This window comes from Ramlibacter aurantiacus (assembly GCF_016722895.1).
Lineage (GTDB): Bacteria > Pseudomonadota > Gammaproteobacteria > Burkholderiales > Burkholderiaceae_C > Ramlibacter > Ramlibacter aurantiacus.
The window spans coordinates 219,172-243,992 of record NZ_JAEQNA010000001.1 but is presented as its reverse complement, the minus strand read 5'-3'; the positions used below and the strand labels follow the sequence as shown (position 1 = coordinate 243,992).

Below are 24,821 nucleotides of genomic sequence, written 5' to 3'. Positions count from 1 at the left end.
AACTGGGTTTCACTGCATCACGAGCACGGCTGCGATGCTCGGGGCGGTGCCGCTTCAACGCCGCACCTGGAAAGCGCCGGGGTTGACCACATGGGTGGGCTGTCCCTCGATGAAGTTGACGACGTTTTCAAAGGCGGTGCCGAAGTACTGCTCGTAGCTCTCCTGCTCGACATAGCCGATGTGCGGTGTGCAGATGCAGTTTTCCAGGCGCAGCAGCGCATGTCCCTGCAGGATGGGTTCGCTCTCGAAGACATCGATCGCGGCCATGCCGGGGCGTCCCCGGTTCAGCGCCGCGATCAACGCGTCCGGCTCGAGCAACTCGGCCCGGGAGGTGTTGACGAACAGTGCGGTGGGCTTCATCTGGCCCAGGTCGTCCAGGCGCACGATGCCGGCCGTCTGCTCGCTCAGGCGCAGGTGCAGGCTCACGACGTCGCTCTGGCTGAAGAAGTCGTGCTGGCTGGAGGCTGCGGCGAACCCATCGTTCACGGCCTGCTGCCGCGACTGCTCACTGCCCCAGACCTGCACGTACATCCCGAAGGCACGGCCGTAGCCGGCGACCAGGCGGCCGATGCGGCCGTAGCCCCAGATCCCCAGGCTCTTGCCGGCCAAGCGCATGCCGATGCCGAAGTTCGGCGGCATGGATGCTGATTTCATGCCGGATTGCTGCCAGGCGCCATGCTTGAGGTTGCCGATGTACTGGGGCAGCCGGCGCATGGCGGCCATCACCAGCGCCCAGGTGAGTTCGGCCGTGGCCACGGGGGATCCGACGCCGTCGCACACCACGATTCCCTGGTCGGTACAGGCCTGCACGTCGATGTGCGCTCCCACGCGTCCGGTCTGGGAAATCATCTTCAGGCGAGGAAGCTTCTCGAGCAGTTGACGCGAGATATGCGTGCGCTCCCGTATCAGGACGATCACATCGGCATCCCGCAGCCGCACCGACAACTGGCCGATGCCCTTGACGGTGTTGGTGTAGACCTTCGCCGGATACGGCTCCAGCTTGGCAGCGCAGGCGAGCTTGCGCACTGCATCCTGGTAGTCGTCGAGGATGACAATGTTCATGCGGGCATTGTGCCTCGCAGGCCAGATGCTCCGGCGCTTGTGCAGGGCCGCTACGATTGCGCGGTCTTCATTTCAGTCCCGGGGAAATCCAAGCCATGACCATTTCGATGTCGTCCGCCAGCCTGCCGATCTTCAAGACGATGTTGGGCAACCTGCGCAACATCCTCGACAAGGCAGCCGCGCACGCGCAGGCCAGGCGCTTCGATCCAGGCAACCTCACCCAGTACCGACTGGCCCCCGACATGCTCCCGTTCACGCGGCAGATCCTGATTGCTTGCGACACGGCGCGCCTGGGCGTCTCGCGCATCTCGGGTGTCGACACGCCGCGTTTCGAGGACGATGAGAGCACCTTCGACCAACTGAAGGCCCGCATCGACAAGACACTGGAGTGGCTCGACTCCGTGCCGTCCGACAAGCTCGATGGCACCGAGGACAAGGAGATCACATTCCCCGTGGGCCGGGAGTCCACCCGGACCATGAAGGGCCAGGCCTACCTCACGCATTGGCTGCTGCCCAACTTCTTTTTCCACGTAACCACCGCCTACGCCATCCTGAGGCACAACGGGGTGGAGTTGGGCAAGGCCGATTACCTCGGCTCGCGCTGACTCAGGCAGCCATTTCCGTGGCAGCCAGCCGATCGAGCTCGGCACAAACGTCGGCTAGGCGACCGGAGATCACCATGCGGCCGGCGACAGATCCGGCGGCGGCTCGGTCGTCGACCACGCGGACGACGCGAACCGAGCGCTGCGGCTGCGGTTGCGGCGCGCGGGTGGGCCCGCTCCAGGTACGTGTCGGGCGCTGCATGAAGGCGCGCTTCGGACCCGGCCGCGTTGGACGGGAGAGGGGCCGGGCATCCGACGTGTTGCCGGAGTGCGCGCCCGTGGCCGCGCCGTTCGCGGCGTCATGCTCGGCGTCATTCGCGGCGGCCGTGGTCGATGCGCCGGAGAGCCACTCGACGGCCGACTGCAGGGGGGCGACGAGTTGAGCGATGAGGGGGAGTGCGATTGCCATGTGGTTCCTTGAAGCTGTGGTTCACAGGCAGGATTGCTGGAGAAAACGACCGCCGGCCAGGGTGATGGCTGCACCAGCCATACGCCCGCCACCTGGAAAGCGGCCGGATGCCTACATCAGCATGGTGTTGCGGATGAGGCCGACCGCCAGGCCTTCGATCTCGAACGGTTCGCCCGGCTCGACGACGATGGTCGGGTAGTCGGGGTTCTCAGCGTGCAACTCGATCAGGTGCTTGTTACGGCGGAAGCGCTTCACGGTGACGTCGTCGCCGAGCCGGGCCACGATGATCTGCCCGTTCTTGGCCTCCTTGGTAGCCTGCACGGCGAGCAGGTCGCCGTCCATGATGCCGGCGTCGCGCATGGACATGCCACGCACCTTCAGCAGGTAATCGGGCGGACGCTGGAAAAGGCTGCTTTCGACGTAGTAGGTCTGGTCGACGTGTTCCTGCGCCAGGATGGGCGAGCCCGCCGCGACGCGGCCGATGAGCGGCAGAGCCAGCTGCGCAAGACCGGACACAGGAAGCGCGAACTGGCGCGCCCGCGATTCGTGGATGGATCGCAGGGTCTCACTGCGAAGACGGATGCCGCGCGATGTACCGCTCACCAGTTCGATGACACCTTTGCGGGCCAGCGCCTGAAGATGTTCCTCCGCCGCGTTGGCAGAGCGAAACCCCAATTGGGCCGCGATTTCCGCCCGGGTGGGCGGGGCGCCCGTCTGGGCGACGGCTGATTGGATCAGGTCCAGAATCTGCTGCTGGCGGGCCGTGAGCTTGGGGGTGTCGGACATGGTCGCTTTCCTTGGCTACTGTCTTGATATCCAGTGGCTGTATTCTTATCCAGTTCCCGTGAGGTAGGCAAGTGGGTGTGCAAAAAATCATGGTGCTGGGGACGGGCGGCACGATCGCCGGTACGGCGAGGCAAGCCGGTGACCAGGTCGGCTACACCGCCGCGCAGATCGGCATCGACGCTTTGCTGGAAAGCGTCGCGACGTTCCATGGCGTACCCCTCGAGGCCGAGCAGGTCGCGCAGGTGGACAGCAAGGACATGGATCACGCGGTGTGGCTGCAGTTGGCCCAGCGTTGCGCGGCTGCCCTGGAGCGATCCGATGTGCAAGGCGTGGTCGTGACGCACGGCACCGACACGCTGGAAGAGTCCGCGTATTTCCTTCAGCGCGTGCTGGCGCCGCGCAAGCCGCTGGTGCTCACCGGCGCCATGCGACCCGCGACCGCGTTGCTGTCCGACGGGCCCCAGAACCTGGCGGACGCCGTGGCGGTCGCACGAAGCGACCAGGTGGCGGGGGTGCTGGTGGTGTTCGCCGGACAGGTGCACGAAAGCGAGGCCGTGTCGAAGCGGCACAGCTTCCAGCTCGAAGCGTTCAGTTCGGGGGAGCGCGGGCTGCTCGGCGTGGTGGAAGGTGGTGCGCTTCGTCTGCTGCATGCGGGCCCCGTGTGTGCAGCGCCGGCGCCTGGCTTGCTGGCGCGCCTGCCAAGCGATGCGCGAGCATGGCCACGGGTGGCGATCGTCACCAGCCACGCCGGTGCCGACGGGGCGGTGGTCGATGCGCTGGCGAACCTGGGCGTGGCCGGCATCGTGGTGGCGGCGACTGGCAGTGGGACCGTCCACCGGTCGCTGCTCGAGGCCCTGAAGCGTGCGCGCGCCGCGGGGATCCGGGTGGTGCGCGCGAGCCGATGCGCGCAGGGGCGCGTGTTGCCGAGGCCGGACGACGAACTGCCGCACGCCGCCGGACTGTCACCGGTCAAGGCCCGCATCGCGCTGATGCTGGATCTGGCGATCGGGGCGGGCGAGTGATGTGGCAGGGCCTGCAGTCGCACCCGTGGGCCTACCCTGCGCTGGAAGTGGTCCATATCACCGGTATTGCCCTGCTTGTGGGCAATCTCGTGTTGCTGGAACTGCGGGTGTTCGGGCAAGGGGCGAGCCTGCCCGTGCATGCGCTCGCGCGGTTGAGCGTGTCGCTGTCGCTCGCCGGATTCGCCCTGGCGGCGGCCTCCGGCCTGCTGATGTTCTCCAGTCAGCCGGCCGAACTGCTTGCCAATGGCGCTTTCAGGCTGAAGATGCTGTTGTTGGCAGCGGCGGCCTGCAATGCGGCCGTGTTCCACCTGCGGCGCTCGCTGGAACGGCTGGATGCTGGTGCCCGGATGCTGATGGTCGTGTCCACGCTGATCTGGCTGGCGGTGATCGCGTGCGGCCGCTGGATTGCCTATGACTGAAAGGAGTGCAAGTGATGCAACGTCGCAGCTTCGTGTTTGCGGGCCTGGGTCTGCCCACCCTGGCCTTCGCCCATCATGGCTGGAGCAGTTTCGATCAGGAACGACCGATCTGGCTTGAAGGCCGGGTCACCCGCGTGCGGTGGCAGAACCCGCATGCCGAGTTGGAGCTCGAGCCGCCGCGCGACCTGCGTGTGCCGCCCGATCTCCCGACGCGAAGCCTGCCGTCGCAGAGCGCGCCGGTCGATGGAAAGTCGTTGCTGGCACGAGCGACGGTGCCGACTCGATCGCGGCCCCGCTGGACGGTCGAGCTCGCGCCGCTGACGCGGATGCGCGCCTGGAACGTGAAGGAAATCCAGGTGGGCGACACCATCGGCGTGCTGGGCTTCACCTTCAAGCAGGAGCAGGGTGACCCGCTGCTACGGGCCGAATACCTGTTCGTGGACGGCAGAGCCTACGGTCTTCGATCCTCGCCCGCCTGATGCCCCGGGGCGACTCACGCCGCTTTCCGGTCAGCTCGAGAGGGCGGCGAATACCCGCTCGGTGATTTCCTCGACCGTGCCCATGCCGCTGATGGCGCGGTACTTCGGGGCATCGGCTGGATCGGCCTTGGCCCAGTTGGCGTAGTAGTCGACCAGTGGGCGCGTCTGGGAGGCATACACCTCCAGGCGCTTCTTCACGGTTTCTTCCTTGTCGTCGTCACGCTGGATCAGCGGCTCACCGGTGACGTCGTCCAGGCCAGCGACCTTCGGCGGATTGAACTTGACGTGGTAGGTGCGGCCCGAGCTGGTGTGGGAGCGGCGGCCACTCATGCGCTCGATGATGGCGTCGAACGGCACGTCGATCTCGAGCACGTAGTCGAGTTTCACGCCGGCGTTCTTCATGGCGTCGGCTTGCGGAATGGTGCGGGGAAAGCCGTCGAACAGGAAACCGTTGGTGCAGTCGGACTGGGCCAGGCGTTCCTTCACCAGCCCGATGATGATGTCGTCGCTGACCAGCGCGCCGGAGTCCATGACCTTCTTGGCCGCCAGGCCCAAGGGCGTGCCCGCCTTGACCGCTGCACGCAGCATGTCGCCGGTGGAGATTTGCGGAATGCCGTACTTCTGGCAGATGAACGCGGCCTGGGTGCCTTTGCCTGCGCCGGGCGCGCCCAACAGGATCAGTCTCATGGTTTCCTCGAATACGAATTGACGGCTCCGGCTCCGGCTCGCGTGGTCTCCCGGCCGGCTGTTCGGGGCCGGCGCGCAGGCCTTCGGCGCGCGCGCGTGAACGCGCCGGAGGATAGCACGCGACCTGAGCGGCCCTGCCCGCTTCAGGCCGCGGCAACGAGGGCGCGCACCCGGGCGAGGTCCTCGGCGGTGTCGACACCCGGGCCGGGCGCGTGGGCCGTGGTATGCACCGCGATGCGGTAGCCGTGCCAGAGCACACGCAGCTGCTCGAGCGCCTCGAGTTCTTCGATGGGTGCCGGCGCAAGCTTGGGAAAGGTGCGCAGAAAGGCTGCGCGGTAGCCATAGATGCCGATGTGCCTCAGCGGCGACGGCCGGGGCAGCTGGTCGATGCCGGAGGCGAAGCCCTCGCGCCACCACGGAATGGGTGCGCGGCTGAAGTACAAGGCCAGTCCCTGTGCGTCGGTCACCACCTTCACCACATGCGGGCTGCGCATGTCCTCGGGCCGTTCGATCGGGTGGGCGGCGGTACTCATGCTCGCCGCCGAATGCTTCTGCAGCAGGTCGGCCACCGCGTCGATCAGCTGCGGATCGATCAGCGGCTCGTCGCCCTGCACATTGACCACCAGCTCGTCGTCGCCGAGTGCCAGGAGGCTGGCCGCCTCGGCCAGCCGGTCACTGCCACTCGGGTGGTCGGCACGTGTCAGCACGCTGTCGATGCCATGCCGGTCGCAAGCCTTGACGATGCGAGCGCTGTCGGTGGCGACGGCCACTCGCCCGGCACCGGACAGCGCGGCGCGCTGGGCCACGCGCACCACCATCGGCGCTCCGCCGATGTCGGCCAGGGGCTTGTCGGGAAGACGGGTCGAGGCGAGGCGAGCGGGGATCAGGACGGTGAACGGGGCACCCATGGCTCAGACCAGCGGCGTACGTGCCGGCAGGCGTTCGAGCTCGTCGTCCGAGAGCGTGCGCGCTTCTTCTTCAAGGAGGATCGGAATGCCGTCGCGAATGGGGTAGGCCAGCCGCGCACTTCGAGAGATCAGCTCCTGTCGGTCGCGGTCGTAGTCGAGGTATCCCTTGGTGACGGGACAGACCAGCAGCTCAAGGAGTTTGGAGTCCATCGTTCGATGATAGCCGTGGCCCCAGCAGCCGATCGAAGGCCGACCAGAACGCGGGCTCGACCTGCAGCTCCAGGGGAACGGCCCAGGCTTGCGGGTGATGGCGCCAAAGTTTCACTGCATCTTTCTCGGTGCACACGATGCGGGCCTGTGTCGGCAGGTCGAGCGTGCCGGCGTCGATTGGCGCATGGTCGGGGAGGGCGATCGTGCGGGCTGGATGCACGCCCGCCTCACGCAGCATGTCGAAGAAGGTTTCGGGCCGGGCGATGCCGGCCACGGCGACCAGCTCGCCGTCTGCAAGGGCGTCGAGCGAACGGCGTTCGCCGTCGGCCCGGACCGCGTGGGCTGCGAGCCGGCGATCGACGCTGAAACCCGGGATGGCGACGCCGGGCGGCCGCAGGACCAGGTCCGCCGGCCGGGGCCAGCGCTCACGCAGCGGTCCGGCCGGCAACAGCAGCCCGTTGCCGATGCCACGGCGGTCGAAGACGCAGATCTCGAGATCGCGGGCCAAGGCGAGGTGCTGCAGCCCATCGTCGCTGACCAACACCCGCACCTGCGGATGCTGGCGCAGCAAGGCGCGTGCGGCTTCCACCCGGCTGGTCCCGACGAAGACCGGCACACCGCAGCGGCGCGAAATCAGCAGGGGCTCGTCGCCCACCTCATCGGCGGCCGCCTGCGGGAGAACCTCGCGGCAATCGTGCGTGCGACGCCCGTAGCCGCGGGAAATCACGCCGCAAGGCACACCGGCCGCCGCCAGGTGCTCGACCACGGCCATCACGACAGGGGTCTTGCCGGCACCGCCGGCCAGCACGTTGCCCACCACGACCAGTGGCACGCGCATTCGCGTCGCGTGCAGCAGGCCGCGTCGATAAAGCTGCCGCCGGACCTGCACAACTCCACCGAACAGCCAGGACACGGGCCTCAGCAGTTGCGCGAGCGGCCCGCGGCGTCCCCAGGCGCGCTGCAGCGCCCCGCTAGCATCCACGTTCAGGGCCTGGAGCCGCCGGCCGGCTTCTGCGCCGCGAAGGTGACCTGGTGCAGTCCCGTGCGGCGCGCCGCCTCCAGCACGGTGATGACCGCCTGGTGCGGCGACGATGCATCGGCGCTGATGATGACCACGCTGTCGGTGCCGGCCCTGGCGGCGTCGGCCAGGGCCGTGGAGACGGCGTCGACATTGCGTGCAGGCAGGGGCTGCCGGTTGATGCTGTAGCTGCCGTCGCTCGCGATCGAGACGATCACTTCGCGTGGGTAATCGCGCTGGGCGTCGGCATTGGCCATCGGCAGCCGAAGTTGCAGTTCGGTGAACTTGCTGTAGGTGGTCGACAGCACCAGGAAGATCAGGACGACCAGCAGCACGTCGATGAACGGGATCAGGTTGATCTCCGGCTCCGGCCTGATTCGGTGGCGAAAATTCATGACGGGATCGTCCTCACTTGCGCAGTGAGAGCAGATGGCGTGCGAATCGCTCCGACGACAGCTCCAGCGTCAGGAGGTAACTGTCGACCTGGCTGCGGAAATAGCGCCAGAAGATCAGGGCCGGGATGGCCACGATCAGTCCGAAAGCCGTGTTGTAGAGCGCGATCGAAATGCCATGCGCCAGTTGTGCCGGGTTGCCGCCGGTGGAGCCGCCCGCCGGCGCCTGGGCGCCGAAGATTTCGATCATGCCGATCACGGTGCCCAGCAGGCCGAGCAGCGGCGCCGCGGACGCGATCGTTCCCAGGGCGCTGAGGTACCTCTCGAGGCGGTGGGCGACGGCGCGCCCGGTCTGTTCCATGGAAGCCCGCAAGTCCACTTCACTGCAACGCGGATCCGCATTCAGGGCGCGAAAGCCGCTGGCCAGGACCTCGCCGAGCGCCGAGTTCTTCTCGAGCTGGTTCACCACTTCGGACGTGGGTACCGTGGAGCGGGAGACCGCCACGGCCTCGTCGAGCAGTTTGCTCGGCGCCACCTTGTCCGGTTTGAGGCTGATCAGGCGCTCGATGATCAGCGCGAGGGCCACGATGGAGCAGGCGATCAGCGGCCAAATAGGCCAACCTGCGGCTTGTATGATCGAAAACAAAGGGTTCTCCCGCGTACCCGACGCTCGGGCCCGGCGATTATCGGACAGGCTCAGCAGCTGTAGGACACCGTGCCGTTCTTGTCGTCCGATTCCCACAATTCTTGTGGATAACTTTGTGCAGAACGCACCCTGCGCAAGCCGGACGCCCATTCCTGGCGGGGCCTGTAACAGAACGATCACATTTTCAGCAGATCTTTCCCGTTCTAAATCAATGACTTGCGCCGAAACATCGACGTTTTCACAGGGTGTTACAGGGTCGCGGCTGGTCCGGCCGTTCTGTGGACTAATGCCCCACCCTGGCTGGCGCCGCCAGCAGGTGGCCTGAGCCGTGGGCGAGCCAGCAAGCCTCGTCGGCAGTCGGCAACCGTGGAGCGTGGGCGCGCTGTGCCGGGCCGTTGCCGATGCCCTGGATGCCCGCTTCAATCCGGTGGCCGTGCGAGGAGAAATCTCCGGCTTCTCGCGTGCTGCGAGCGGCCACTGCTACTTCACGCTCAAGGACCGGCAGGGCCAGGTGCGGTGCGCCATGTTCCGCCGGGCGGCGTCGTTGCTGGACTTCACGCCGCGCGAGGGCGACGAGGTGCAGGTGCAGGGGCGGCTGGACGTGTACGACGCACGTGGCGACCTGCAGTTGATCGTCGAGAGCATGGCGCGGGCCGGGCAGGGGACTCTGTTCGAGCAGTTCCTGCGGCTGAAGGAGCGGTTGCAGGCGGAAGGGCTGTTCGAGAGTTCACGCAAGCGCAACCTGCCGCTGCTGCCTCGGGCCATCGGACTGGTCACCTCGCCCGGAGCCGCCGCGCTGCATGACGTGGCCACCTGCTTGTCCCGCCGCTTGCCGCACATTCCGGTGGTGCTCGCCCCGGCTCCGGTGCAGGGGGCGCAGGCACCGGCGGAGTTGTGCCGGGCGTTGGTGGCTCTCTACGACCGGGCCTTGGCCGGAGAGATCGACGTCATCCTGCTGGTGCGAGGCGGTGGTTCGCTGGAAGACCTGTGGGCCTTCAACGATGAGCAGCTGGCCCGCACCATCGTGCGCAGTCCGGTCCCGGTGATCTGTGGAGTGGGACACGAGACGGACTTCACCATCGCCGACTTCTGCGCGGACCTGAGGGCGCCCACCCCGACCGCCGCGGCCGAACTGGTTGCGGCTTCGCGCGAATCATGGCTGGGCGCGCTGGACGGCTTGCGCGACCGGCTGGAGCAGGCCGCGCAGCGCCAACTGGATACCGCCAGTCAGCGGCTGGATGCCGCGGCCTCGCACCTCGGGCGCCCCTCGGGTCGGATCGGCCTGCAGCAGCTGCGATTGAGCCGGCTGGCCCAACGGCTGCGAAGCGCCACGCAGGCGCGGCTGGCCCAGGCGCGGCAGAGGTTGGAGGGCGTGCAGGCGAGGCGGGTCCAGTCGAGCACGGCGGCGCTCGGTTTGCAGCGGCAGGCGATCGAACGGGCGGAGCTGCGCCTGGCGCTGCTCGATCCGCGGCTGGTGCTGCAGCGCGGGTACGCCATGCTCACGCAGCCGGATGGCACGCTGCTGACCCACGCGGCCCAGGCCAAGCCCGGCCAGGCCCTCACGGCCCAGCTGGCCGATGGCCGCATCGACCTCGAGGTGGCCGCCGAACCGCGCCTGCTCTAACTGCCTAGAATGCCTTTCTCCCAAGAGCAACAACCCCTACGAGGAACCACCATGCAACACACGCTTCCGCCGCTTCCGTACGCCATCGACGCACTGGCCCCGCACTACTCGCAGGAAACGCTCGAGTACCACCATGGCAAGCACCACAAGGCCTACGTGGACAACCTCAACAATCTGCAAAAGGGCACCGAGTTCGAGAACATGACGCTCGAGGAGATCATCAAGAAGTCCTCCGGCGGCATCTACAACAACTCCGCGCAGGTGTGGAACCACACCTTCTTCTGGAACTGCATGAAGCCGAACGGCGGTGGCGAGCCCACCGGCTCCCTGGCCGAGGCGATCAACAAGAAGTGGGGCAACTACGCCGCCTTCCGCGAGGCCTTCGTCAAGTCGGCCGTCGGCAACTTCGGCTCGGGCTGGACCTGGCTGGTGAAGAAGCCGGACGGCAGCGTGGACATCGTGAATACCGGCGCCGCCGGCACCCCCCTGACCACCGAGGATCGTGCGGTGCTCACCGTGGATGTCTGGGAGCACGCCTATTACATCGACTATCGCAACCAGCGCCCGAAGTTCGTTGAGACGTATCTCGACAAGCTGGTCAATTGGGAATTCGCCCAGAAGAACTTCGGCTGATTTGAAGTCGTCGTACCCGCAATGAAAGGGGCCGCAGTTGCGGCCCTTTTCATTGGAGCTATTTGCGGAACACCTCGCCGGCGAGCTTGTCGCCGGCCTTCAGCCCGCGCTTGGCGAACCAGCCCTGGTGCATCTCCAGCACATAGCGCACCGGGCGGGCCGAGCAGTGCGACTGCGTGCTGCGTGGTTGCATGTCGGCCAAGTTGACGATGGTGCCGTCGTCCTCCAGGAATGCGGCGCTGAGTGGCAGCAGGGTGTTCATCATCCAGAAGCACTGGACACTGGGCTGCTCGAAGACGAACAGCATGCCTTCGTGCTGCGGCATCTCCTGGCGCCACATGAGGCCCGTCGCACGCTGGTCGGACGTTCGGGCGACCTGGGCATCGATCTGATGCATGCCGGCGGAGAGCTTGACGCGAGGCAGGTCGGTCTGTGGCTGCTGGGCGGTGGCCACTGGCTGCGCGCAGCCCAGCGTGAAGGCGAGCGCGAGAGCGGGCAGGAGTCGGAAGGCTGTCTTCATGTCACGCATTGTCGGTCGTCTGGGCGCCCCCCTCGGGCCGCGCTGGCGCCAGCGGCACGCGCATGAAAAAGCCCGCGCGTGCGGGCTTTTCCATCTTCAGCGAGATGCTTACTTCTTCATTTCCTTCTTGGCGTCGGCCTTCTTCATTTCCTTCTTGGCCGCAGGCTTGTCATCCTTCTTGGCGGCTGCCGGAGCGGCCGGGGTGGCCGGCGTGGCGGGCGTCGCCGGGGTTGCGGAAGTTGCAAAGGCGCCTACAGCGAAGAAACCAGCGACCAGGGCGGCGAGAAGCTTGTTCATGATGTCTCCTTCAGGTGTCGTTGAATCGATCGGATGGAAACCTTCCGCGAAGCGGCAGGCAACATGGCAACGCATGAGTCATCCACCTGGTTGACATGGCGGGGGACGAGTCGCCCCGTGCACGCCGGTTTCACCCCAAGGGCGGCGTAGGTGCAAGGCTAGAATTTGCGCAGCGCCGACCCCCGGTCCTCGTTTCGCCTCTCCGAAAGCCGCATCCTCCATGTACCAGCACATCAAGGTGCCCACGCAGGGCCAGAAGATCACGGTCAACGCCGACAACTCGCTCACCGTGCCCGACGAGCCGATCATTCCGTACATCGAGGGCGACGGCACGGGAACGGACATCACACCCGTGATGCTCAAGGTGGTCGATGCGGCGGTGGCCAAGGCGTACGGCGGCAAGCGCACGATCCATTGGATGGAGGTCTATGCGGGCGAGAAGTCCACCCGGATCTACGGGCCGGACGTGTGGCTGCCCGAGGAAACACTGCATGCCGTGCGCGACTACGTGGTGTCGATCAAGGGCCCGCTCACCACGCCGGTCGGCGGCGGCATCCGCTCGCTCAACGTGGCGCTGCGCCAGGAGCTCGACCTGTACGTGTGCCTGCGCCCCGTCCAGTACTTTCGTGGCGTGCCTTCGCCCCTGAAGGAGCCCGAGAAGACCAACATGGTCATCTTCCGCGAGAACTCGGAAGACATCTACGCCGGCATCGAGTACGAAGCGCAGTCCGACAAGGCACGCAAGCTCATCAAGTTCCTGATGGACGAGATGGGCGTCAAGAAGATCCGGTTTCCCGACACCTCTGGCATTGGCATCAAGCCGGTCTCAATCGAGGGCACCGAGCGGCTGGTGCGCAAGGCTATCCAATACGCCATCGACAACGGCAAGCCGAGCGTGACCCTGGTCCACAAGGGCAACATCATGAAGTACACCGAGGGGGGCTTTCGCGACTGGGGCTACGCGCTGGCCCAGCGCGAATTCGGTGCCGAATTGATCGACGGCGGCCCCTGGTGCAAGTTCAAGAACCCGAAGACGGGCAAGGACATCGTCATCAAGGACTCGATCGCCGATGCGTTCCTGCAGCAGATCCTGTTGCGCCCGGCCGAGTACAGCGTGATCGCCACGCTGAACCTCAATGGGGACTACATCTCCGACGCCCTGGCGGCCCAGGTGGGGGGTATCGGCATCGCGCCCGGAGCCAATCTCAGCGACACCGTGGCCATGTTCGAGGCCACTCATGGCACGGCGCCAAAATACGCGGGCAAGGACTACGTGAACCCGGGCTCCGAGATCCTGTCGGCCGAGATGATGCTGCGCCACATGTGTTGGACCGAGGCGGCAGACCTGATCATCAGCTCCATGGAGCGCGCCATCCAGAGCAAGAAGGTCACCTACGATTTCGCCCGGCTGATGGATGGCGCCACCCAGGTCAGCTGCTCCGGCTTTGGCCAGGTCATGATCGAGCACATGTGATTGCGACAGCCGGGCCCGGCTCCATCTACGCTGGCCAAGCCGATGAAAAAAGCCGCCTGTGGGCGGCTTTTCCATCTAGCTTGTCACGGTCTGGCCGCCTCGCTCGTTACGACAAACTGTGATGCGTGCTGGTGAGGCGGCCGCTGGAGCGAGGTGTCGTCATCACCGGTGGGCTGCGCCTGGATGTTCCTCGCGAGCTGGCCTTTGGGGCCGTCGGTCACCTCGAACGTGACCCGCGAGCCCTGCTTGAGCGTCTTGAAGCCATCCATGTTGATGGCCGAAAAATGAGCGAACACGTCTGGACCGCCGCCGTCGGGTTCGATGAAACCGAACCCTTTTGCATCGTTGAACCACTTGACCGTTCCGTTTGGCATATCTCTCCTCCTGCTAGCAATTAATGCTTTGGCAGTGTCGAGCATGCAGGTATTCATTGTCAACGATATGAGATACCAAAGTACCCAGGCGTTGGACTCGTCGAACGACATGGCCGAACTCGCTGCCCGCGGGCCACGGCGGCCGCAGGACGACGCCACGTTCGGTCGAGCTTGAAAGCTGGCGGGCGGCCTCCAAGTCAGTGGCCATGGGTGCGTTGCCGATGGGCGTCGATAGAATGGTTTTCATGGCCAGCAAAACACCCATTCCAGCCCCGGTGGCTCCTAAGGTGCGGCCGAAGGATGACGATGGCGGGTCCGTGGTCCTCGAGCGGCGCACCCAGAAAACCAAGCCTCCCCAGATGTACCAGGTCGTCATGCTCAACGACGACTACACGCCGATGGAATTCGTCGTGGTGGTCATCCAGGAGTTTTTCAACAAGGACAGGGAGACCGCCACGCAGATCATGTTGAAGATTCACCTCGACGGCCGCGGCGTTTGCGGGATTTATTCGCGTGATGTCGCGGCCACCAAGGTCGAACAGGTGCAGCAGGCGGCGCGTGAAGCCGGGCATCCCCTTCAATGTGTGAGTGAACCCGTGGAATGAGCCCACGGCGGAACGGATCAGGAATAAAGTGACTCTGAGTCAGACAGGTAGGAAGGCAAAGGAAATCTCATGATTGCCCAGGAATTGGAAGTCAGCCTCCACATGGCGTTTGTGGAGGCACGCCAGCAGCGCCACGAGTTCATTACCGTGGAACACCTGCTGCTCGCCCTGCTGGACAATCCCAGCGCGGCGGAAGTGCTGCGCGCCTGCTCAGCCAATATCGATGACCTGCGCAAGTCGCTGTCCAACTTCATCAAGGACAACACCCCCCAGGTCGCCGGCACCGATGATGTCGACACCCAGCCCACGCTGGGTTTCCAGCGCGTGATCCAGCGCGCCATCATGCATGTGCAATCCACCGGCAATGGCAAGAAGGAAGTCACCGGAGCCAACGTGCTCGTGGCCATCTTCGGCGAGAAGGACTCGCACGCCGTGTACTACCTGCACCAGCAGGGCGTGACCCGGCTCGACGTGGTCAACTTCATCGCCCACGGCATCAAGAAGAGCGATCCGCCCGAGCCCACCAAGGGCGGCGAGCCCACGGGCAGCGAAGGCGAGGAGGGCGGCGAAAAGAGCGAGAAATCCTCTCCGCTCGAGCAGTTCACGCAGAACCTCAACCAGGCCGCCCGTGACGGCAAGATCGATCCGCTGATCGGCCGCGAGTACGAGGTCGAGCGCGTGATCCAGATCCTGTGCCGTCGGCGCAAGAACAACCCGCTGCTGGTGGGCGAGGCCGGCGTCGGCAAGACGGCCATCGCCGAAGGCCTGGCCTGGCGCATCGTGCAAAAGGACGTGCCCGAGATCCTGGCCGACTCCAATGTCTACTCGCTGGACATGGGCGCGCTGCTGGCCGGCACCAAGTACCGCGGTGATTTCGAGCAACGACTGAAGGGGGTGCTCAAGTCGCTCAAGGACAAGCCCAACGCCATCCTCTTCATCGATGAGATCCACACCCTCATTGGCGCGGGCGCGGCCTCGGGCGGCACGCTGGATGCGTCCAACCTGCTCAAGCCGGCGCTCTCGAGCGGCCAGCTGAAGTGCATCGGCGCGACGACTTTCACCGAGTACCGCGGCATCTTCGAGAAGGACGCCGCCTTGTCCCGCCGCTTCCAGAAGGTGGACGTGGTCGAGCCCAGCGTCGAGCAGACGGTGGAGATCCTCAAGGGCCTGAAGTCCCGGTTCGAGGAGCACCACAGCGTCAAGTACGCGGCCAACGCCCTGCAGGCGGCGGCCGAGTTGAGCGCCAAGTACATCAATGACCGGCACCTGCCGGACAAGGCCATCGACGTGATCGACGAGGCCGGTGCCGCCCAGCGCATCCTGCCAGTGAGCAAGCGCAAGAAGACCATTTCCAAGACCGAAGTCGAGGAAATCGTCGCCAAGATCGCGCGCATTCCGCCGGCCAACGTGTCCAACGATGATCGCGGCAAGCTGCAGAACCTGGAGCGCGACCTCAAGAGCGTGGTGTTCGGCCAGGACAAGGCGCTGGAGGTGCTCGCCGGCGCCGTCAAGATGGCGCGCTCCGGACTGGGCAAGGGCGACAAGCCGATCGGCTCTTTCCTGTTCAGCGGCCCCACCGGCGTCGGCAAGACCGAAGCGGCCAAGCAGCTCGCGTTCATCATGGGCATCGAGCTGATCCGCTTCGACATGTCGGAGTACATGGAGCGGCATGCGGTGTCGCGCCTGATCGGTGCGCCTCCGGGCTACGTGGGCTTCGACCAGGGCGGCCTGCTGACCGAGGCGGTCACGAAGAAGCCGCACGCGGTGCTGCTGCTCGACGAGATCGAGAAAGCGCACCCGGACATCTTCAACGTGCTGCTGCAGGTCATGGACCACGGCACCTTGACCGACAACAACGGGCGCAAGGCCGACTTCCGCAACGTCATCATCATCATGACGACGAACGCGGGTGCCGAGACCATGAACAAGTCGACGATCGGCTTCACCAACCCGCGCGAAGCGGGCGACGAGATGGCCGACATCAAGCGCTTGTTCACGCCTGAGTTCCGCAACCGGCTGGACGCCACCGTGAGCTTCAAGCCGCTGGACGAGCAGGTCATCCTGCGGGTCGTGGACAAGTTCCTGCTCGTGCTGGAACAGCAGCTGGCCGAGAAGAAGGTGGAGGTCACCTTCACCGACAAGCTGCGCAAGCACCTGGCCAAGAAGGGCTTCGATCCGCTGATGGGCGCCCGCCCGATGCAGCGCCTGATCCAGGACACGATCCGCCGCGCCCTGGCCGACGAGCTGCTGTTCGGCAAGCTGACCGACGGCGGTCGCCTGACGGTGGATCTCGACGACAAGGACGAGGTCTTGCTGGACATCCAGCCGCTGCCGAAGAAGGAAGGCCGCTCACGGCCCGAGCCGGAGGAAGTGGGCAGCGACGGCCAGTGAGGCCGCTGGCCACCGGATCGAAAAAGCCGCCTCCGGGGCGGCTTTTTCTTGGGTCCCTGGAGCCCCGCCAGCCGGGGTTGCGTCAGTGCTGGAAGCCGGTCTGCTCTGGCCGGCCGGGCAGGTGCAGCGTGCTGCGGTGCGCGGGGGCCTGCGCGACCAGCCGTCCGCGCCGCCACACCTTCAGCCGGTTGGCTCGCAGGCGGATGGCCTCCACCGGGTCGCGGGCCTGCAGCAGCACAAAATCGGCGTGGCAGCCCGGCTCCAGGCCGTAGCGGTCCAGGTGGAGCAGACGGGCGGCGTTCACGGTCACCGCGTCGAAGCAGGCGCGCATGCCTGGCTGGCTGGTCATCTGCGCCACGTGCAGGCCCATGTGGGCCACCTCCAGCATGTCGGCGCTGCCCAGTGCGTACCAGGGATCCATCACGCAGTCGTGGCCAAAGGCCACGGTGAGGCCGGCCGCCAAGAGCTCGGGTACCCGGGTCATGCCGCGCCGCCTGGGATAGCTGTCGTGGCGCCCCTGCAGGGTGATGTTGATCAGGGGATTGGCCACCACGCCGAGACCGGCCTCGACCATGAGCGGGATCAGCTTGGACACGTAGTAGTTGTCCATCGAGTGCATGGACGTGAGGTGCGAGCCCGTCACGCGGCCCTGGAGCCCCAGGCGTTGCGTCTCGAAGGCCAGCGTCTCGACGTGGCGCGAGAGCGGGTCGTCGGTCTCGTCGCAATGCATGTCGACCAGGCGGCCCTCGTCGGCCGCCAGTTCGCAGAGCAGCCGCACGCTCTCGGCGCCCTCGGCCATGGTCCGCTCGAAGTGCGGGATCCCGCCGACCACGTCCACTCCCATGGCCAGCGCGCGCTTCAGGTGTTGCAGGGCGCCGTCGGAACGCAGCACGCCGTCTTGAGGAAACGCGACCAATTGAAGGTCGAGGTACGGTGCCACCTGCCGCTTGACCTCCAGCAAGGCTTGCACGGCCCGCAGGGAGGGGTCGCAGACGTCCACGTGGGTGCGGATGGCGAGCAGGCCACGGGCCACGGCCCAGTCGCAGTAGGCGAGGGCGCGCTCGGCCAGCGATTCGGGCGTGAGCAGCGGCTTGAGCTCGCCCCATAGGGCGATGCCTTCCAGCAGCGTGCCGCTGGCGTTCACGCGTGGCTGCCCGTAGCTGAGCGCCGAGTCCATGTGGAAATGCGTATCGACGAATGGCGGCGTGAGCAGCTGGCCCTGGGCGTCCAGTGTCTGCGCCGAGGGAGCCTGCAATCCCGGCGCCACCTCGACGATGCGACCATCCCGAACGCCCACCGACATGCCGGTGCGGCCGTCGGGCAGCGTGGCATCGGTGATCAGCAGGTCGAGCGCGCTCACTTGGTGCCGAAGATCCGGTCTCCCGCGTCGCCCAGGCCGGGTCGGATGTAGCCGTGCTCGTCGAGCTCGCGGTCGATGGCGGCGGTGTAGATGGGCACGTCGGGGTGTGCGGCCGTCATGGCGGCAACACCTTCCGGGCAGGTCAGCAGGCACACGAACTTGATCGACTTGGGCCGCAGCTCCTTGAGCCGCTCCACGGCGGCGATGGCCGAGTTGCCGGTTGCGAGCATCGGATCGACCACCACCACGTCGCGTTCGTTCATGTCCTGCGGCATCTTGAAGTAGTACTCCACCGCGGTGAGCGTCTTGGGATCGCGGTACAAGCCGATGTGGCCGACCCGCGCGCCCGGCACGACGCTGAGCATGCCGTCGAGGATGCCGGTGCCGGCACGCAGGATGGACACGAACACCAGCTTCTTGCCGTCGATCATGCGGGCCGTCATGGGCTCCAGCGGCGTCTCGATCTGCACCTCCTGCATCGGCACGTCACGGGTGACCTCGTAGGTCATGAGCATGGCCAGCTCGTTGAGCAGGCGCCGGAAGCTGTTGGTGGACGCCTCCTTCTTGCGCATCAGCGTGAGCTTGTGCTGCACCAGGGGGTGATCGACGAGGTGGACCTTGCTCAAGATGGATTCCCTTCTCCGCGCTTTTCGCTCTGTTTTTCAGAAGACCGTGCCGTCGCTGGCGACCCGCAGGGGCGGCAGCCCGCCGCGCAGCCGCTGGGCGAGTTCGCGCCCGGCCTGCCAGGTGCCGCCTTCGAGGACCTTGCCCAGCGGCAGGTGGTCGGCATCGGTGCGCAGCAGGTGGCGCACGCGCTCGGCCAGTTCGTCGAGCAGCGACACGGTGAGCGCGCGCCACTCGACGATGATCTCGTCGCCCGGCTGCCAGACGTTCTGCGCCGCCTGCGGATCGCGCAGCCGCAACACCCCGCTGTCCAGCAGCAGCCCGCCGTTGCGGTACTCGGGCAATGCCGTGAGGCCGTTCACGCCGCGCACCTGCACGCCGTTCCAGGCGAATGGCTCGAGCATGGAATAGGTCAGCCACTGCGTGAGCTTGTGGAACGGCACCCAGCCGTCCGACAGGCCTTCGGCGTGAACCGCCGGATGGCGCCAGCAGTCGCCCAGCGGCACGCCGCCGATCTGGTTGTCCGCCGGCCAGATGCCCGACAGCGACAGCAGCAGCTGCGACAGGATGTCGTGGGCATCGACATCCGCCGTGTGCGGCAGGTCCGGCCCCAGTGGGCTGATGATCATGTCGAACATCGAGCCCGGTCGGCCCGATTCGCCGAAGACCTCGGGTTGTTCCGAGAGGATCTCGCCCAGCCGCCGCAGCAGGATGGCCCGGTTCTCGAGGCCCACCAGCGGGTTGGACGGGCCGACCTGGAAGGCTTGTGCCAGATGGTCGGTCAACAAGGCACGCAGACCCCGTGCATCGGCCTGGTACGGATGCCGCGGATCACTGGAGAACAGCCCCGCGGTGAAGGCATGGAAGCTGGCCACGGCCAGGCCCTCCGAGCGGGTGTAGGTCTGACCGGTGGCCGGTTCCACGTACTTCCAGTCGGGGCCGGCGCCGGCGTCCAGCAGCACGCTCACGGTGACCAGGTCGATCATGCTGTGCGCACGCTCTGGTGGCTGCATGTGGCGCAGCAGCCGATCGAGCTGCAGCTTGCGGTCGACGCCGCCGGCCTCGAAATGCCTCCAGCGGCTGTGCAGCGGAATGTGCAGGTTCGAGAAGCGCCGGCGCGTGGTGTCGACCACCAGCCCCGCCGCATCATCCAACGCGCCGTCATTCACCTCGAACCAGCCCTGGCCGGCCCGCGCGCGCGCCAGGAGCTGCCCGCAGCGCTGGCGCACGGCGTGGGTGGTGCGCAGCTCGGCCGCCGCGGATTCGCCGTTGGCACGGGCGTGGACGAAGACCTCGCTCATTCGAGCCCCCGGCCGCGCGTCTGCTTGAGGCCCTGCTCGTCGGGCACGACCCCGGGCGTGAAGTAGCCCGCGGCCATCTTGGCCATCATCTCCACCTGCGCATCGGCCGGGATCAACTCGGGCGGGATGTTCACTCGCTCGCCAACCTCGATGCCGGACTGGGTGATCGCGTCGTACTTCATGTTGCTCATGGAGACCAAGCGGTGGATCCTGCGGATGCCCAGCCAATGCAGCACGTCGGGCATCAGCTCCTGGAAGCGCATGTCCTGCACGCCGGCCACGCACTCGGTGCGGGCGAAGTACTGGTCGGCGGTGTCGCCGCCCACCTGCCGCTTGCGCGCGTTGTAGACCAGGAACTTGGTCACCTCGCCGAGCGCCCGGCCTTCCTTGCGCGAGTACGAGATCAGCCCCACGCCGCCGCGTCCGCCAGCCGAGGCCGGCTGCGCGCCGCGGATGCATTCCTCGATGGCGTGCGTGAGGTAGGGGCGGCAGGTACAGATGTCGGAGCCGAAGACGTCGGAGCCATTGCACTCGTCGTGCACTCGCGCGGTGAGCTCGACCGCCGGGTCGGCCAGGTCGCGCGCGTCGCCGAAGATGTAGAGCGTTTGTCCGCCGATCGGGGGCAGGAACACCCCGAGGTCGCTGCGCGTGACCAGTTCGGGGTACATGCCGCCGGTTTCCTCGAACAGCACCCGCCGCAGGTCGGCCTCGGAGCAGCCGAAGCGGCGCGCCACGCCCGGCAGCCACCAGACCGGCTCGATGGCCGCCTTGGTCACCAGCGCGGCGCCGCCTTCGGTCAGGAGCTGCCCGTCGGGTTTGAGGCGGCCCTTCTGCACGGCCTCGATCACTTCCGGCAGGATCACGTGCGCCTTGGTCACGGCGATGGTCGGGCGGATGTCGTAGCCCGCGGCGATCTCGCTGGCGAAGGCGCTGGCCACGGTCGCGCCCCAGGGGTCGAGACTCACGATGCGTTCCGGATCGCCCCACTGCGGATACGGGCCGATCTCATCGGTGGGGGACGTGTTGGTCAGGTCCGCGCGGTGGTCCCTTGCCAGCGCGCCGGCGGCCACGGCCAGCGCGCGGTACACGCTGTAGGAGCCGCTGTGGGTGCCGATGACGTTGCGGTGGCCGCGCTGCATGGTCGTGCCCACCACAGGCCCGCGTTCGGCCGGAGTGGCGGCACCCCAGCGGATGGGCAGGGCGCCGGTACCGCCAGCATGCGAGGTCAGTCGGATGTGGCGCGGGGCGCCGGGTTCAGGGGGCATGGGTTGCTACGGGGGCTAGGTGCTGGGGCTCGGGGGCTAGGGAAACGGTCCCCGGAAAATCAATCTACCGCAGGTGCTGCACCGATGGGGTAGGGGTTTATCGCCGCTTCTTCGCGCCCAGGATGCCGCCGAGCGCGCCGCGGATGATCTCGCGGCCCAGGCTGCTGCCGATGGTGCGAACGGCCGACCTGGCCATCATCTCGACCAGCCCCTCGCGGCGCCCCCCGCGCGGCCCGGTCGATCCCATCAGGATGTCGGCCAGCCCGCCGCCGCTGCCGGCGGCCGCGTCGGACGCGGGGGCTTGCGCGGCGGTGGCGGCGGTACGCGCGGCCAGCATCTCGTGCGCCGACTCGCGGTCCTGCGCCTTCTCGTACACGCCGGCCACCAGCGAGGAGGCGATCAATGCCTGCCGCTGCTGCGGCGTGATGGGGCCGATCTGGCTGCCCGGCGGCAGCACGTAGGCCCGCTCCGTTTCGCTGGGCCGTCCCTTGGCGTCGAGGAAGCTCACCAGGGCCTCGCCCACCGCCAGCTCGGTAATGGCGGCCTCGATGTCGAGCCCCTTCTTGGGCCGCATGGTCTCGGCCGTGGCCTTGACCGCCTTCTGGTCGCGTGGGGTGAAGGCCCGCAGCGCATGCTGCACCCGGTTGCCCAGCTGGGCCAGCACCGAGTCGGGAATGTCCATCGGGTTCTGTGTGACGAAGTACACCCCCACGCCCTTGGACCTCACCAGCCGCACCACCAGTTCGATGCGTTCGACCAGCGCCTTGGGCGCTTCGTTGAAGAGCAGGTGGGCTTCATCGAAGAAGAACACCAGCTTGGGTTTGTCCAGGTCGCCCACTTCCGGCAACTGCTCGAAGAGTTCGGACAGCATCCACAGCAGGAAGGTGGCGTACAGGCGCGGCGAATTCAGCAGCTTGTCGGCCGCCAGGATGTTCACCACCCCGTGTCCCTGCGGGTCGGTCTGCATGAAGTCGGCGATGTCCAGCATGGGCTCGCCGAAGAACTTGTCGCCGCCCTGCGATTCGATCTGCAGCAGCCCGCGCTGGATGGCGCCCACGCTGGCGGCGCTGATGTTGCCGAACTCGGTGGTGAACTGCCTGGCGTTGTCGCCGACGTACTGCAGCATGCTGCGCAGGTCCTTCAGGTCCAGCAGCAGCAGCCCTTGCGCATCGGCGATGCGAAAGACGATCTGCAGCACGCCGGCCTGCGTCTCGTTGAGGTTGAGCATGCGGCCCAGCAGCAGCGGCCCCATGTCGGAGACGGTGGCCCGCACCGGATGGCCGGACTCGCCGAACACGTCCCACAGCGTGGCGGGGCAGGCGAGGGCCTCGGGCGTCGGCAGGTGGCGCTCCTGCAGCACCGCCGCCAGCTTGGGCGACAGCTGCCCGGCCTGGCTGATGCCGGTGAGGTCGCCCTTCACGTCGGCCATGAACACCGGCACCCCGATGCGGCTGAATTGCTCGGCCAGCGTCTGCAGGGTCACCGTCTTGCCGGTGCCGGTCGCGCCCGTGATCAAGCCGTGCCGATTGGCCAGGGCGGGCAGCAGGTGGCATTCGGCTTGGCTGTTTCGAGCGATGAGCAGGGCTTGGGCCATGGTGCGAAAAGTAGAATGACGGCTTTCGCGGCAAGCGTACCGCACACCACACCAATAAGGACGAACCTGTGGCTGGACACAGTAAATGGGCCAACATTCAGCACCGCAAGGGGCGCCAGGACGAAAAGCGCGGCCGGGTCTGGACCCGGGTCATCCGCGAAATCATGGTGGCGGCCCGCCAGGGCGGCGGTGACCTGAACGCCAATCCGCGCCTGCGGCTGGCGGTGGACAAGGCCAAGGCGGCCAACATGCCGGCCGACACCATCAAGCGCAACATCGACAAGGCCACGGGCAACCTCGAGGGAGTCAACTACGAGGAGATCCGCTACGAGGGCTACGGCATCGGCGGCGCGGCCATCATCGTGGACACCATGACCGACAACAAGGTCCGCACGGTGGCCGAGGTCCGCCACGTGTTCAGCAAGTACGGCGGCAACATGGGCACCGAAGGCTCGGTCGCCTTCCAGTTCAAGCACGTCGGCCAGCTCATCCTCGCCCCCGGTGCGAGCGAGGACAAGGTCATGGAAGTGGCCCTCGAGGCCGGGGCCGATGACGTGGTGGTGGGCGAGGACGGCTCGATCGAGGTGCTCACCGCGCCGGCCCAGTTCGAGTCGGTGAAGAACGCCCTCGAGGCCGCCGGCCTGCCGCCGGAGATGGCCGAGGTGACCATGCGGCCCGAGAACACCATCGAAGTCACCGGCGAGGACGCCCAGCGCATGCAGAAGCTGCTGGACGCCCTGGAAGACCTCGATGACGTGCAGGACGTCTTCCATAACGCGGAGATCGCGGAGTGAGCGGCATCGCGCGCCACGTCCAGGAATCCCAAGGGGCCATCGCTTGAAAGTTCTCGTCATCGGCAGCGGCGGCCGCGAACACGCCCTGGCCTGGAAGCTCTCCCAGTGCGCGCGGGTGTCGTCCGTCCATGTCGCGCCCGGCAACGGCGGCACGGCGCTCGACTCCCGCCTGAGCAACCTGCCCATCACCGACATCGGCGCGCTGCGGCAATGGGCCATCGACCAGAAAGTGGCGCTGACCGTGGTCGGCCCCGAGGCCCCGCTGGCGGCCGGCGTCGTCGACGCCTTCCGTGACGCGGGCCTGCGCATCTTCGGCCCCACCCAGGCCGCCGCCCAGCTCGAAAGCTCCAAGGCCTTCTCCAAGGCCTTCATGAAGCGGCACGGTATCCCCACCGCCGAGTACGAGACCTTCTCCGACCCGTCCGAGGCACACGCCTATGTCGACAAGCGCGGCGCGCCCATCGTGGTCAAGGCCGACGGCCTGGCCGCGGGCAAAGGCGTGGTCGTGGCCATGACCGCCGCCGAGGCGCACGAGGCCATCGACTTCATGCTGCTGGAAGACAAGCTGGGCGTGAGCCACAACGCCGGCGGCGCCCGGGTGGTGATCGAGGAGTACCTGCAAGGCGAGGAAGCCAGCTTCATCGTGCTGTGCGACGGCCGCCATGTGGCTGCCCTGGCCACCAGCCAGGACCACAAGCGCCTGCAGGACAACGACCAGGGCCCCAACACCGGCGGCATGGGCGCTTACTCGCCGGCGCCGGTGGTCACGCCCACGGTGCACGCCCGCGTCATGCGCGAGGTGATCCTGCCCACCGTGCGCGGCATGGAAAAGGACGGCACTCCCTACACCGGCTTCCTGTACGCCGGCCTCATGATCGACGGCGCCGGCCGGGTCAAGACGCTGGAGTTCAACTGCCGCATGGGCGACCCCGAGACCCAGCCCATCCTCATGCGGCTGAAGTCCGACCTGTTCGAACTGCTGATGGCGGCCACCTCCGGCGGGCTCGACCAGGTCGAGCTCGAATGGGACCGCCGCACCGCGCTCGGCGTGGTGATGGCCTCTGCCGGTTACCCGCTCGACCCCCGCAAGGGCGATCGCATCGGCGGCCTGCCGCCCGAGGCGCCGGACGCGATGGTCTTCCACGCCGGCACGGCGCTGTCGGGCACCGACCTGGTGACCTCCGGCGGCCGGGTGCTGTGCGTCACCGCCCTGGCCGACAACGTGCGCCTGGCCCAGCAGCGCGCGTACGAACTGGTGCACGGCATCCACTTCGCCGGTGCCCAATGGCGCCGCGACATCGGCCACCGCGCCGCGAAAACGTGAC

At 66.9% G+C, this 24,821-nt stretch carries 28 protein-coding genes; 11 read left to right on the top strand and 17 right to left on the bottom strand.

From position 1 onward, the window contains the following. Positions 1–54: 54 nt before the first annotated feature. The gene (locus tag JI739_RS01210; protein ID WP_201682017.1) at positions 55–1,062 is read right to left on the bottom strand and encodes a D-2-hydroxyacid dehydrogenase family protein; all 1,008 of its coding nucleotides are present in this window, start codon (positions 1,060–1,062) and stop codon (positions 55–57) included. Between the two features lie 95 nt (positions 1,063–1,157). Here JI739_RS01210 and JI739_RS01205 point away from each other — a divergent pair, with 95 nt between their 5' ends. After that, the gene (locus tag JI739_RS01205; protein WP_201682016.1) at positions 1,158–1,667 is read left to right on the top strand and encodes a DUF1993 domain-containing protein; all 510 of its coding nucleotides are present in this window, start codon (positions 1,158–1,160) and stop codon (positions 1,665–1,667) included. A gap of 1 nt (position 1,668) precedes the next feature. Here the strand turns inward: JI739_RS01205 and JI739_RS01200 are convergent, their stop codons facing one another. Together JI739_RS01200 and lexA are read right to left on the bottom strand one after the other, a co-directional pair. After that, positions 1,669–2,073: a hypothetical protein gene (locus JI739_RS01200; protein ID WP_201682015.1), complete on the bottom strand. Its 405-nt coding sequence runs from the start codon at positions 2,071–2,073 to the stop codon at positions 1,669–1,671. 111 nt (positions 2,074–2,184) lie between these two features. Further along, a complete protein-coding gene (gene lexA, locus JI739_RS01195) occupies positions 2,185–2,859 on the bottom strand; it encodes a transcriptional repressor LexA (protein WP_201682014.1) in 675 nt (224 codons plus the stop codon). A gap of 71 nt (positions 2,860–2,930) precedes the next feature. On the opposite strand from lexA, the gene JI739_RS01190 reads away from it, so the two are divergent. From JI739_RS01190 to JI739_RS01180, 3 genes are read left to right on the top strand one after another with little or no spacing between them, the layout of a single operon-like run. Continuing rightward, entirely contained in the window at positions 2,931–3,881 is a 951-nt protein-coding gene (locus JI739_RS01190; protein WP_354003655.1) for an asparaginase, read from the top strand. Further along, positions 3,881–4,300 (top strand): hypothetical protein, encoded by a 420-nt coding sequence (locus JI739_RS01185; protein WP_201682013.1) that lies wholly within the window; start codon positions 3,881–3,883, stop codon positions 4,298–4,300. Before JI739_RS01190 ends, JI739_RS01185 begins: the two co-directional genes overlap by 1 nt. 14 nt (positions 4,301–4,314) lie before the next feature. After that, positions 4,315–4,779 carry a DUF6152 family protein gene (locus JI739_RS01180; protein WP_201682012.1) on the top strand — a complete coding sequence of 155 codons (465 nt, stop codon included), beginning with the start codon at positions 4,315–4,317 and terminating at the stop codon, positions 4,777–4,779. A gap of 30 nt (positions 4,780–4,809) precedes the next feature. Here JI739_RS01180 and adk read toward each other — a convergent pair whose 3' ends face one another. From adk to JI739_RS01150, 6 genes are all read right to left on the bottom strand, one after another. Then, complete coding sequence (adk, locus tag JI739_RS01175) at positions 4,810–5,466, bottom strand: adenylate kinase (RefSeq protein ID WP_201682011.1); 657 nt, start codon at positions 5,464–5,466, stop codon at positions 4,810–4,812. Between the two features lie 143 nt (positions 5,467–5,609). Then, positions 5,610–6,374: a 3-deoxy-manno-octulosonate cytidylyltransferase gene (gene kdsB / locus JI739_RS01170; protein ID WP_201682010.1), complete on the bottom strand. Its 765-nt coding sequence runs from the start codon at positions 6,372–6,374 to the stop codon at positions 5,610–5,612. Positions 6,375–6,377: 3 nt separating this feature from the next. Beyond that, complete coding sequence (locus JI739_RS01165; protein ID WP_201682009.1) at positions 6,378–6,584, bottom strand: Trm112 family protein; 207 nt, start codon at positions 6,582–6,584, stop codon at positions 6,378–6,380. After that, positions 6,565–7,566 carry a tetraacyldisaccharide 4'-kinase gene (lpxK, locus tag JI739_RS01160; protein ID WP_201682008.1) on the bottom strand — a complete coding sequence of 334 codons (1,002 nt, stop codon included), beginning with the start codon at positions 7,564–7,566 and terminating at the stop codon, positions 6,565–6,567. The genes JI739_RS01165 and lpxK overlap by 20 nt, the downstream gene beginning before the upstream one ends. A 2-nt stretch (positions 7,567–7,568) precedes the next feature. Continuing rightward, the gene (locus JI739_RS01155; protein ID WP_201682007.1) at positions 7,569–7,997 is read right to left on the bottom strand and encodes an ExbD/TolR family protein; all 429 of its coding nucleotides are present in this window, start codon (positions 7,995–7,997) and stop codon (positions 7,569–7,571) included. Positions 7,998–8,010: 13 nt separating this feature from the next. Further along, on the bottom strand, positions 8,011–8,640 hold the full coding sequence (locus JI739_RS01150) for a MotA/TolQ/ExbB proton channel family protein (protein WP_201683263.1): 630 nt from the start codon (positions 8,638–8,640) through the stop codon (positions 8,011–8,013). Positions 8,641–8,968: 328 nt separating this feature from the next. Here JI739_RS01150 and xseA point away from each other — a divergent pair, with 328 nt between their 5' ends. Beyond that, positions 8,969–10,264, top strand: a complete 1,296-nt coding sequence (gene xseA, locus JI739_RS24325) for an exodeoxyribonuclease VII large subunit (protein ID WP_354003654.1) — start codon at positions 8,969–8,971, stop codon at positions 10,262–10,264. 51 nt (positions 10,265–10,315) lie between these two features. Next, the gene (locus tag JI739_RS24320; protein ID WP_236589018.1) at positions 10,316–10,897 is read left to right on the top strand and encodes a superoxide dismutase; all 582 of its coding nucleotides are present in this window, start codon (positions 10,316–10,318) and stop codon (positions 10,895–10,897) included. 58 nt (positions 10,898–10,955) lie between these two features. Here JI739_RS24320 and JI739_RS01140 read toward each other — a convergent pair whose 3' ends face one another. Together JI739_RS01140 and JI739_RS01135 are read right to left on the bottom strand one after the other, a co-directional pair. After that, a complete protein-coding gene (locus JI739_RS01140; protein ID WP_201682006.1) occupies positions 10,956–11,417 on the bottom strand; it encodes a DUF192 domain-containing protein in 462 nt (153 codons plus the stop codon). 108 nt (positions 11,418–11,525) lie between these two features. Continuing rightward, a complete protein-coding gene (locus JI739_RS01135) occupies positions 11,526–11,714 on the bottom strand; it encodes a hypothetical protein (RefSeq protein ID WP_201682005.1) in 189 nt (62 codons plus the stop codon). A 220-nt stretch (positions 11,715–11,934) separates the two neighbouring features. Here JI739_RS01135 and icd point away from each other — a divergent pair, with 220 nt between their 5' ends. Next, the gene (gene icd / locus JI739_RS01130; RefSeq protein ID WP_201682004.1) at positions 11,935–13,188 is read left to right on the top strand and encodes an NADP-dependent isocitrate dehydrogenase; all 1,254 of its coding nucleotides are present in this window, start codon (positions 11,935–11,937) and stop codon (positions 13,186–13,188) included. 83 nt (positions 13,189–13,271) lie between these two features. On the opposite strand, the gene JI739_RS01125 is transcribed toward icd, so the two are convergent. Continuing rightward, positions 13,272–13,562 (bottom strand): cold-shock protein, encoded by a 291-nt coding sequence (locus tag JI739_RS01125; RefSeq protein WP_201683262.1) that lies wholly within the window; start codon positions 13,560–13,562, stop codon positions 13,272–13,274. Between the two features lie 236 nt (positions 13,563–13,798). On the opposite strand from JI739_RS01125, the gene clpS reads away from it, so the two are divergent. Next, positions 13,799–14,167 carry an ATP-dependent Clp protease adapter ClpS gene (gene clpS / locus JI739_RS01120; RefSeq protein ID WP_201683261.1) on the top strand — a complete coding sequence of 123 codons (369 nt, stop codon included), beginning with the start codon at positions 13,799–13,801 and terminating at the stop codon, positions 14,165–14,167. 69 nt (positions 14,168–14,236) lie between these two features. Continuing rightward, entirely contained in the window at positions 14,237–16,558 is a 2,322-nt protein-coding gene (gene clpA / locus JI739_RS01115) for an ATP-dependent Clp protease ATP-binding subunit ClpA (protein WP_201682003.1), read from the top strand. An 82-nt stretch (positions 16,559–16,640) separates the two neighbouring features. Here the strand turns inward: clpA and JI739_RS01110 are convergent, their stop codons facing one another. The 5 genes from JI739_RS01110 to JI739_RS01090 all read right to left on the bottom strand — a co-directional run bounded on the left by JI739_RS01110 (position 16,641) and on the right by JI739_RS01090 (position 22,702). Continuing rightward, on the bottom strand, positions 16,641–17,918 hold the full coding sequence (locus tag JI739_RS01110) for an amidohydrolase family protein (protein ID WP_201682002.1): 1,278 nt from the start codon (positions 17,916–17,918) through the stop codon (positions 16,641–16,643). Beyond that, positions 17,915–18,544: a uracil phosphoribosyltransferase gene (gene upp / locus JI739_RS01105; RefSeq protein ID WP_201682001.1), complete on the bottom strand. Its 630-nt coding sequence runs from the start codon at positions 18,542–18,544 to the stop codon at positions 17,915–17,917. Before upp ends, JI739_RS01110 begins: the two co-directional genes overlap by 4 nt. A 36-nt stretch (positions 18,545–18,580) precedes the next feature. After that, the gene (locus JI739_RS01100) at positions 18,581–19,843 is read right to left on the bottom strand and encodes a URC4/urg3 family protein (protein ID WP_201682000.1); all 1,263 of its coding nucleotides are present in this window, start codon (positions 19,841–19,843) and stop codon (positions 18,581–18,583) included. Further along, a complete protein-coding gene (locus JI739_RS01095) occupies positions 19,840–21,108 on the bottom strand; it encodes a GTP cyclohydrolase II (RefSeq protein ID WP_201681999.1) in 1,269 nt (422 codons plus the stop codon). Before JI739_RS01095 ends, JI739_RS01100 begins: the two co-directional genes overlap by 4 nt. 97 nt (positions 21,109–21,205) lie before the next feature. Continuing rightward, a complete protein-coding gene (locus tag JI739_RS01090; RefSeq protein WP_201681998.1) occupies positions 21,206–22,702 on the bottom strand; it encodes a helicase HerA-like domain-containing protein in 1,497 nt (498 codons plus the stop codon). Positions 22,703–22,770: 68 nt separating this feature from the next. On the opposite strand from JI739_RS01090, the gene JI739_RS01085 reads away from it, so the two are divergent. Further along, entirely contained in the window at positions 22,771–23,496 is a 726-nt protein-coding gene (locus JI739_RS01085; protein WP_201681997.1) for a YebC/PmpR family DNA-binding transcriptional regulator, read from the top strand. Positions 23,497–23,539: 43 nt separating this feature from the next. Further along, a complete protein-coding gene (gene purD, locus JI739_RS01080; RefSeq protein ID WP_201681996.1) occupies positions 23,540–24,820 on the top strand; it encodes a phosphoribosylamine--glycine ligase in 1,281 nt (426 codons plus the stop codon). The last annotated feature ends 1 nt before the right edge of the window (position 24,821 follow it).

Coding starts and splice junctions, on each gene's coding strand:
- JI739_RS01210 (WP_201682017.1), bottom strand. CDS start 1,062: ATGAACATTGTCATCCTCGACGACTACCAGGATGCAGTGCGCAAGCTC.
- JI739_RS01205 (WP_201682016.1), top strand. CDS start 1,158: ATGACCATTTCGATGTCGTCCGCCAGCCTGCCGATCTTCAAGACGATG.
- JI739_RS01200 (WP_201682015.1), bottom strand. CDS start 2,073: ATGGCAATCGCACTCCCCCTCATCGCTCAACTCGTCGCCCCCCTGCAG.
- lexA (WP_201682014.1), bottom strand. CDS start 2,859: ATGTCCGACACCCCCAAGCTCACGGCCCGCCAGCAGCAGATTCTGGAC.
- JI739_RS01185 (WP_201682013.1), top strand. CDS start 3,881: ATGTGGCAGGGCCTGCAGTCGCACCCGTGGGCCTACCCTGCGCTGGAA.
- JI739_RS01180 (WP_201682012.1), top strand. CDS start 4,315: ATGCAACGTCGCAGCTTCGTGTTTGCGGGCCTGGGTCTGCCCACCCTG.
- adk (WP_201682011.1), bottom strand. CDS start 5,466: ATGAGACTGATCCTGTTGGGCGCGCCCGGCGCAGGCAAAGGCACCCAG.
- kdsB (WP_201682010.1), bottom strand. CDS start 6,374: ATGGGTGCCCCGTTCACCGTCCTGATCCCCGCTCGCCTCGCCTCGACC.
- JI739_RS01165 (WP_201682009.1), bottom strand. CDS start 6,584: ATGGACTCCAAACTCCTTGAGCTGCTGGTCTGTCCCGTCACCAAGGGA.
- JI739_RS01155 (WP_201682007.1), bottom strand. CDS start 7,997: ATGAATTTTCGCCACCGAATCAGGCCGGAGCCGGAGATCAACCTGATC.
- JI739_RS24320 (WP_236589018.1), top strand. CDS start 10,316: ATGCAACACACGCTTCCGCCGCTTCCGTACGCCATCGACGCACTGGCC.
- JI739_RS01140 (WP_201682006.1), bottom strand. CDS start 11,417: ATGAAGACAGCCTTCCGACTCCTGCCCGCTCTCGCGCTCGCCTTCACG.
- JI739_RS01135 (WP_201682005.1), bottom strand. CDS start 11,714: ATGAACAAGCTTCTCGCCGCCCTGGTCGCTGGTTTCTTCGCTGTAGGC.
- icd (WP_201682004.1), top strand. CDS start 11,935: ATGTACCAGCACATCAAGGTGCCCACGCAGGGCCAGAAGATCACGGTC.
- JI739_RS01125 (WP_201683262.1), bottom strand. CDS start 13,562: ATGCCAAACGGAACGGTCAAGTGGTTCAACGATGCAAAAGGGTTCGGT.
- clpS (WP_201683261.1), top strand. CDS start 13,799: ATGGTTTTCATGGCCAGCAAAACACCCATTCCAGCCCCGGTGGCTCCT.
- clpA (WP_201682003.1), top strand. CDS start 14,237: ATGATTGCCCAGGAATTGGAAGTCAGCCTCCACATGGCGTTTGTGGAG.
- JI739_RS01100 (WP_201682000.1), bottom strand. CDS start 19,843: ATGAGCGAGGTCTTCGTCCACGCCCGTGCCAACGGCGAATCCGCGGCG.
- JI739_RS01095 (WP_201681999.1), bottom strand. CDS start 21,108: ATGCCCCCTGAACCCGGCGCCCCGCGCCACATCCGACTGACCTCGCAT.
- JI739_RS01090 (WP_201681998.1), bottom strand. CDS start 22,702: ATGGCCCAAGCCCTGCTCATCGCTCGAAACAGCCAAGCCGAATGCCAC.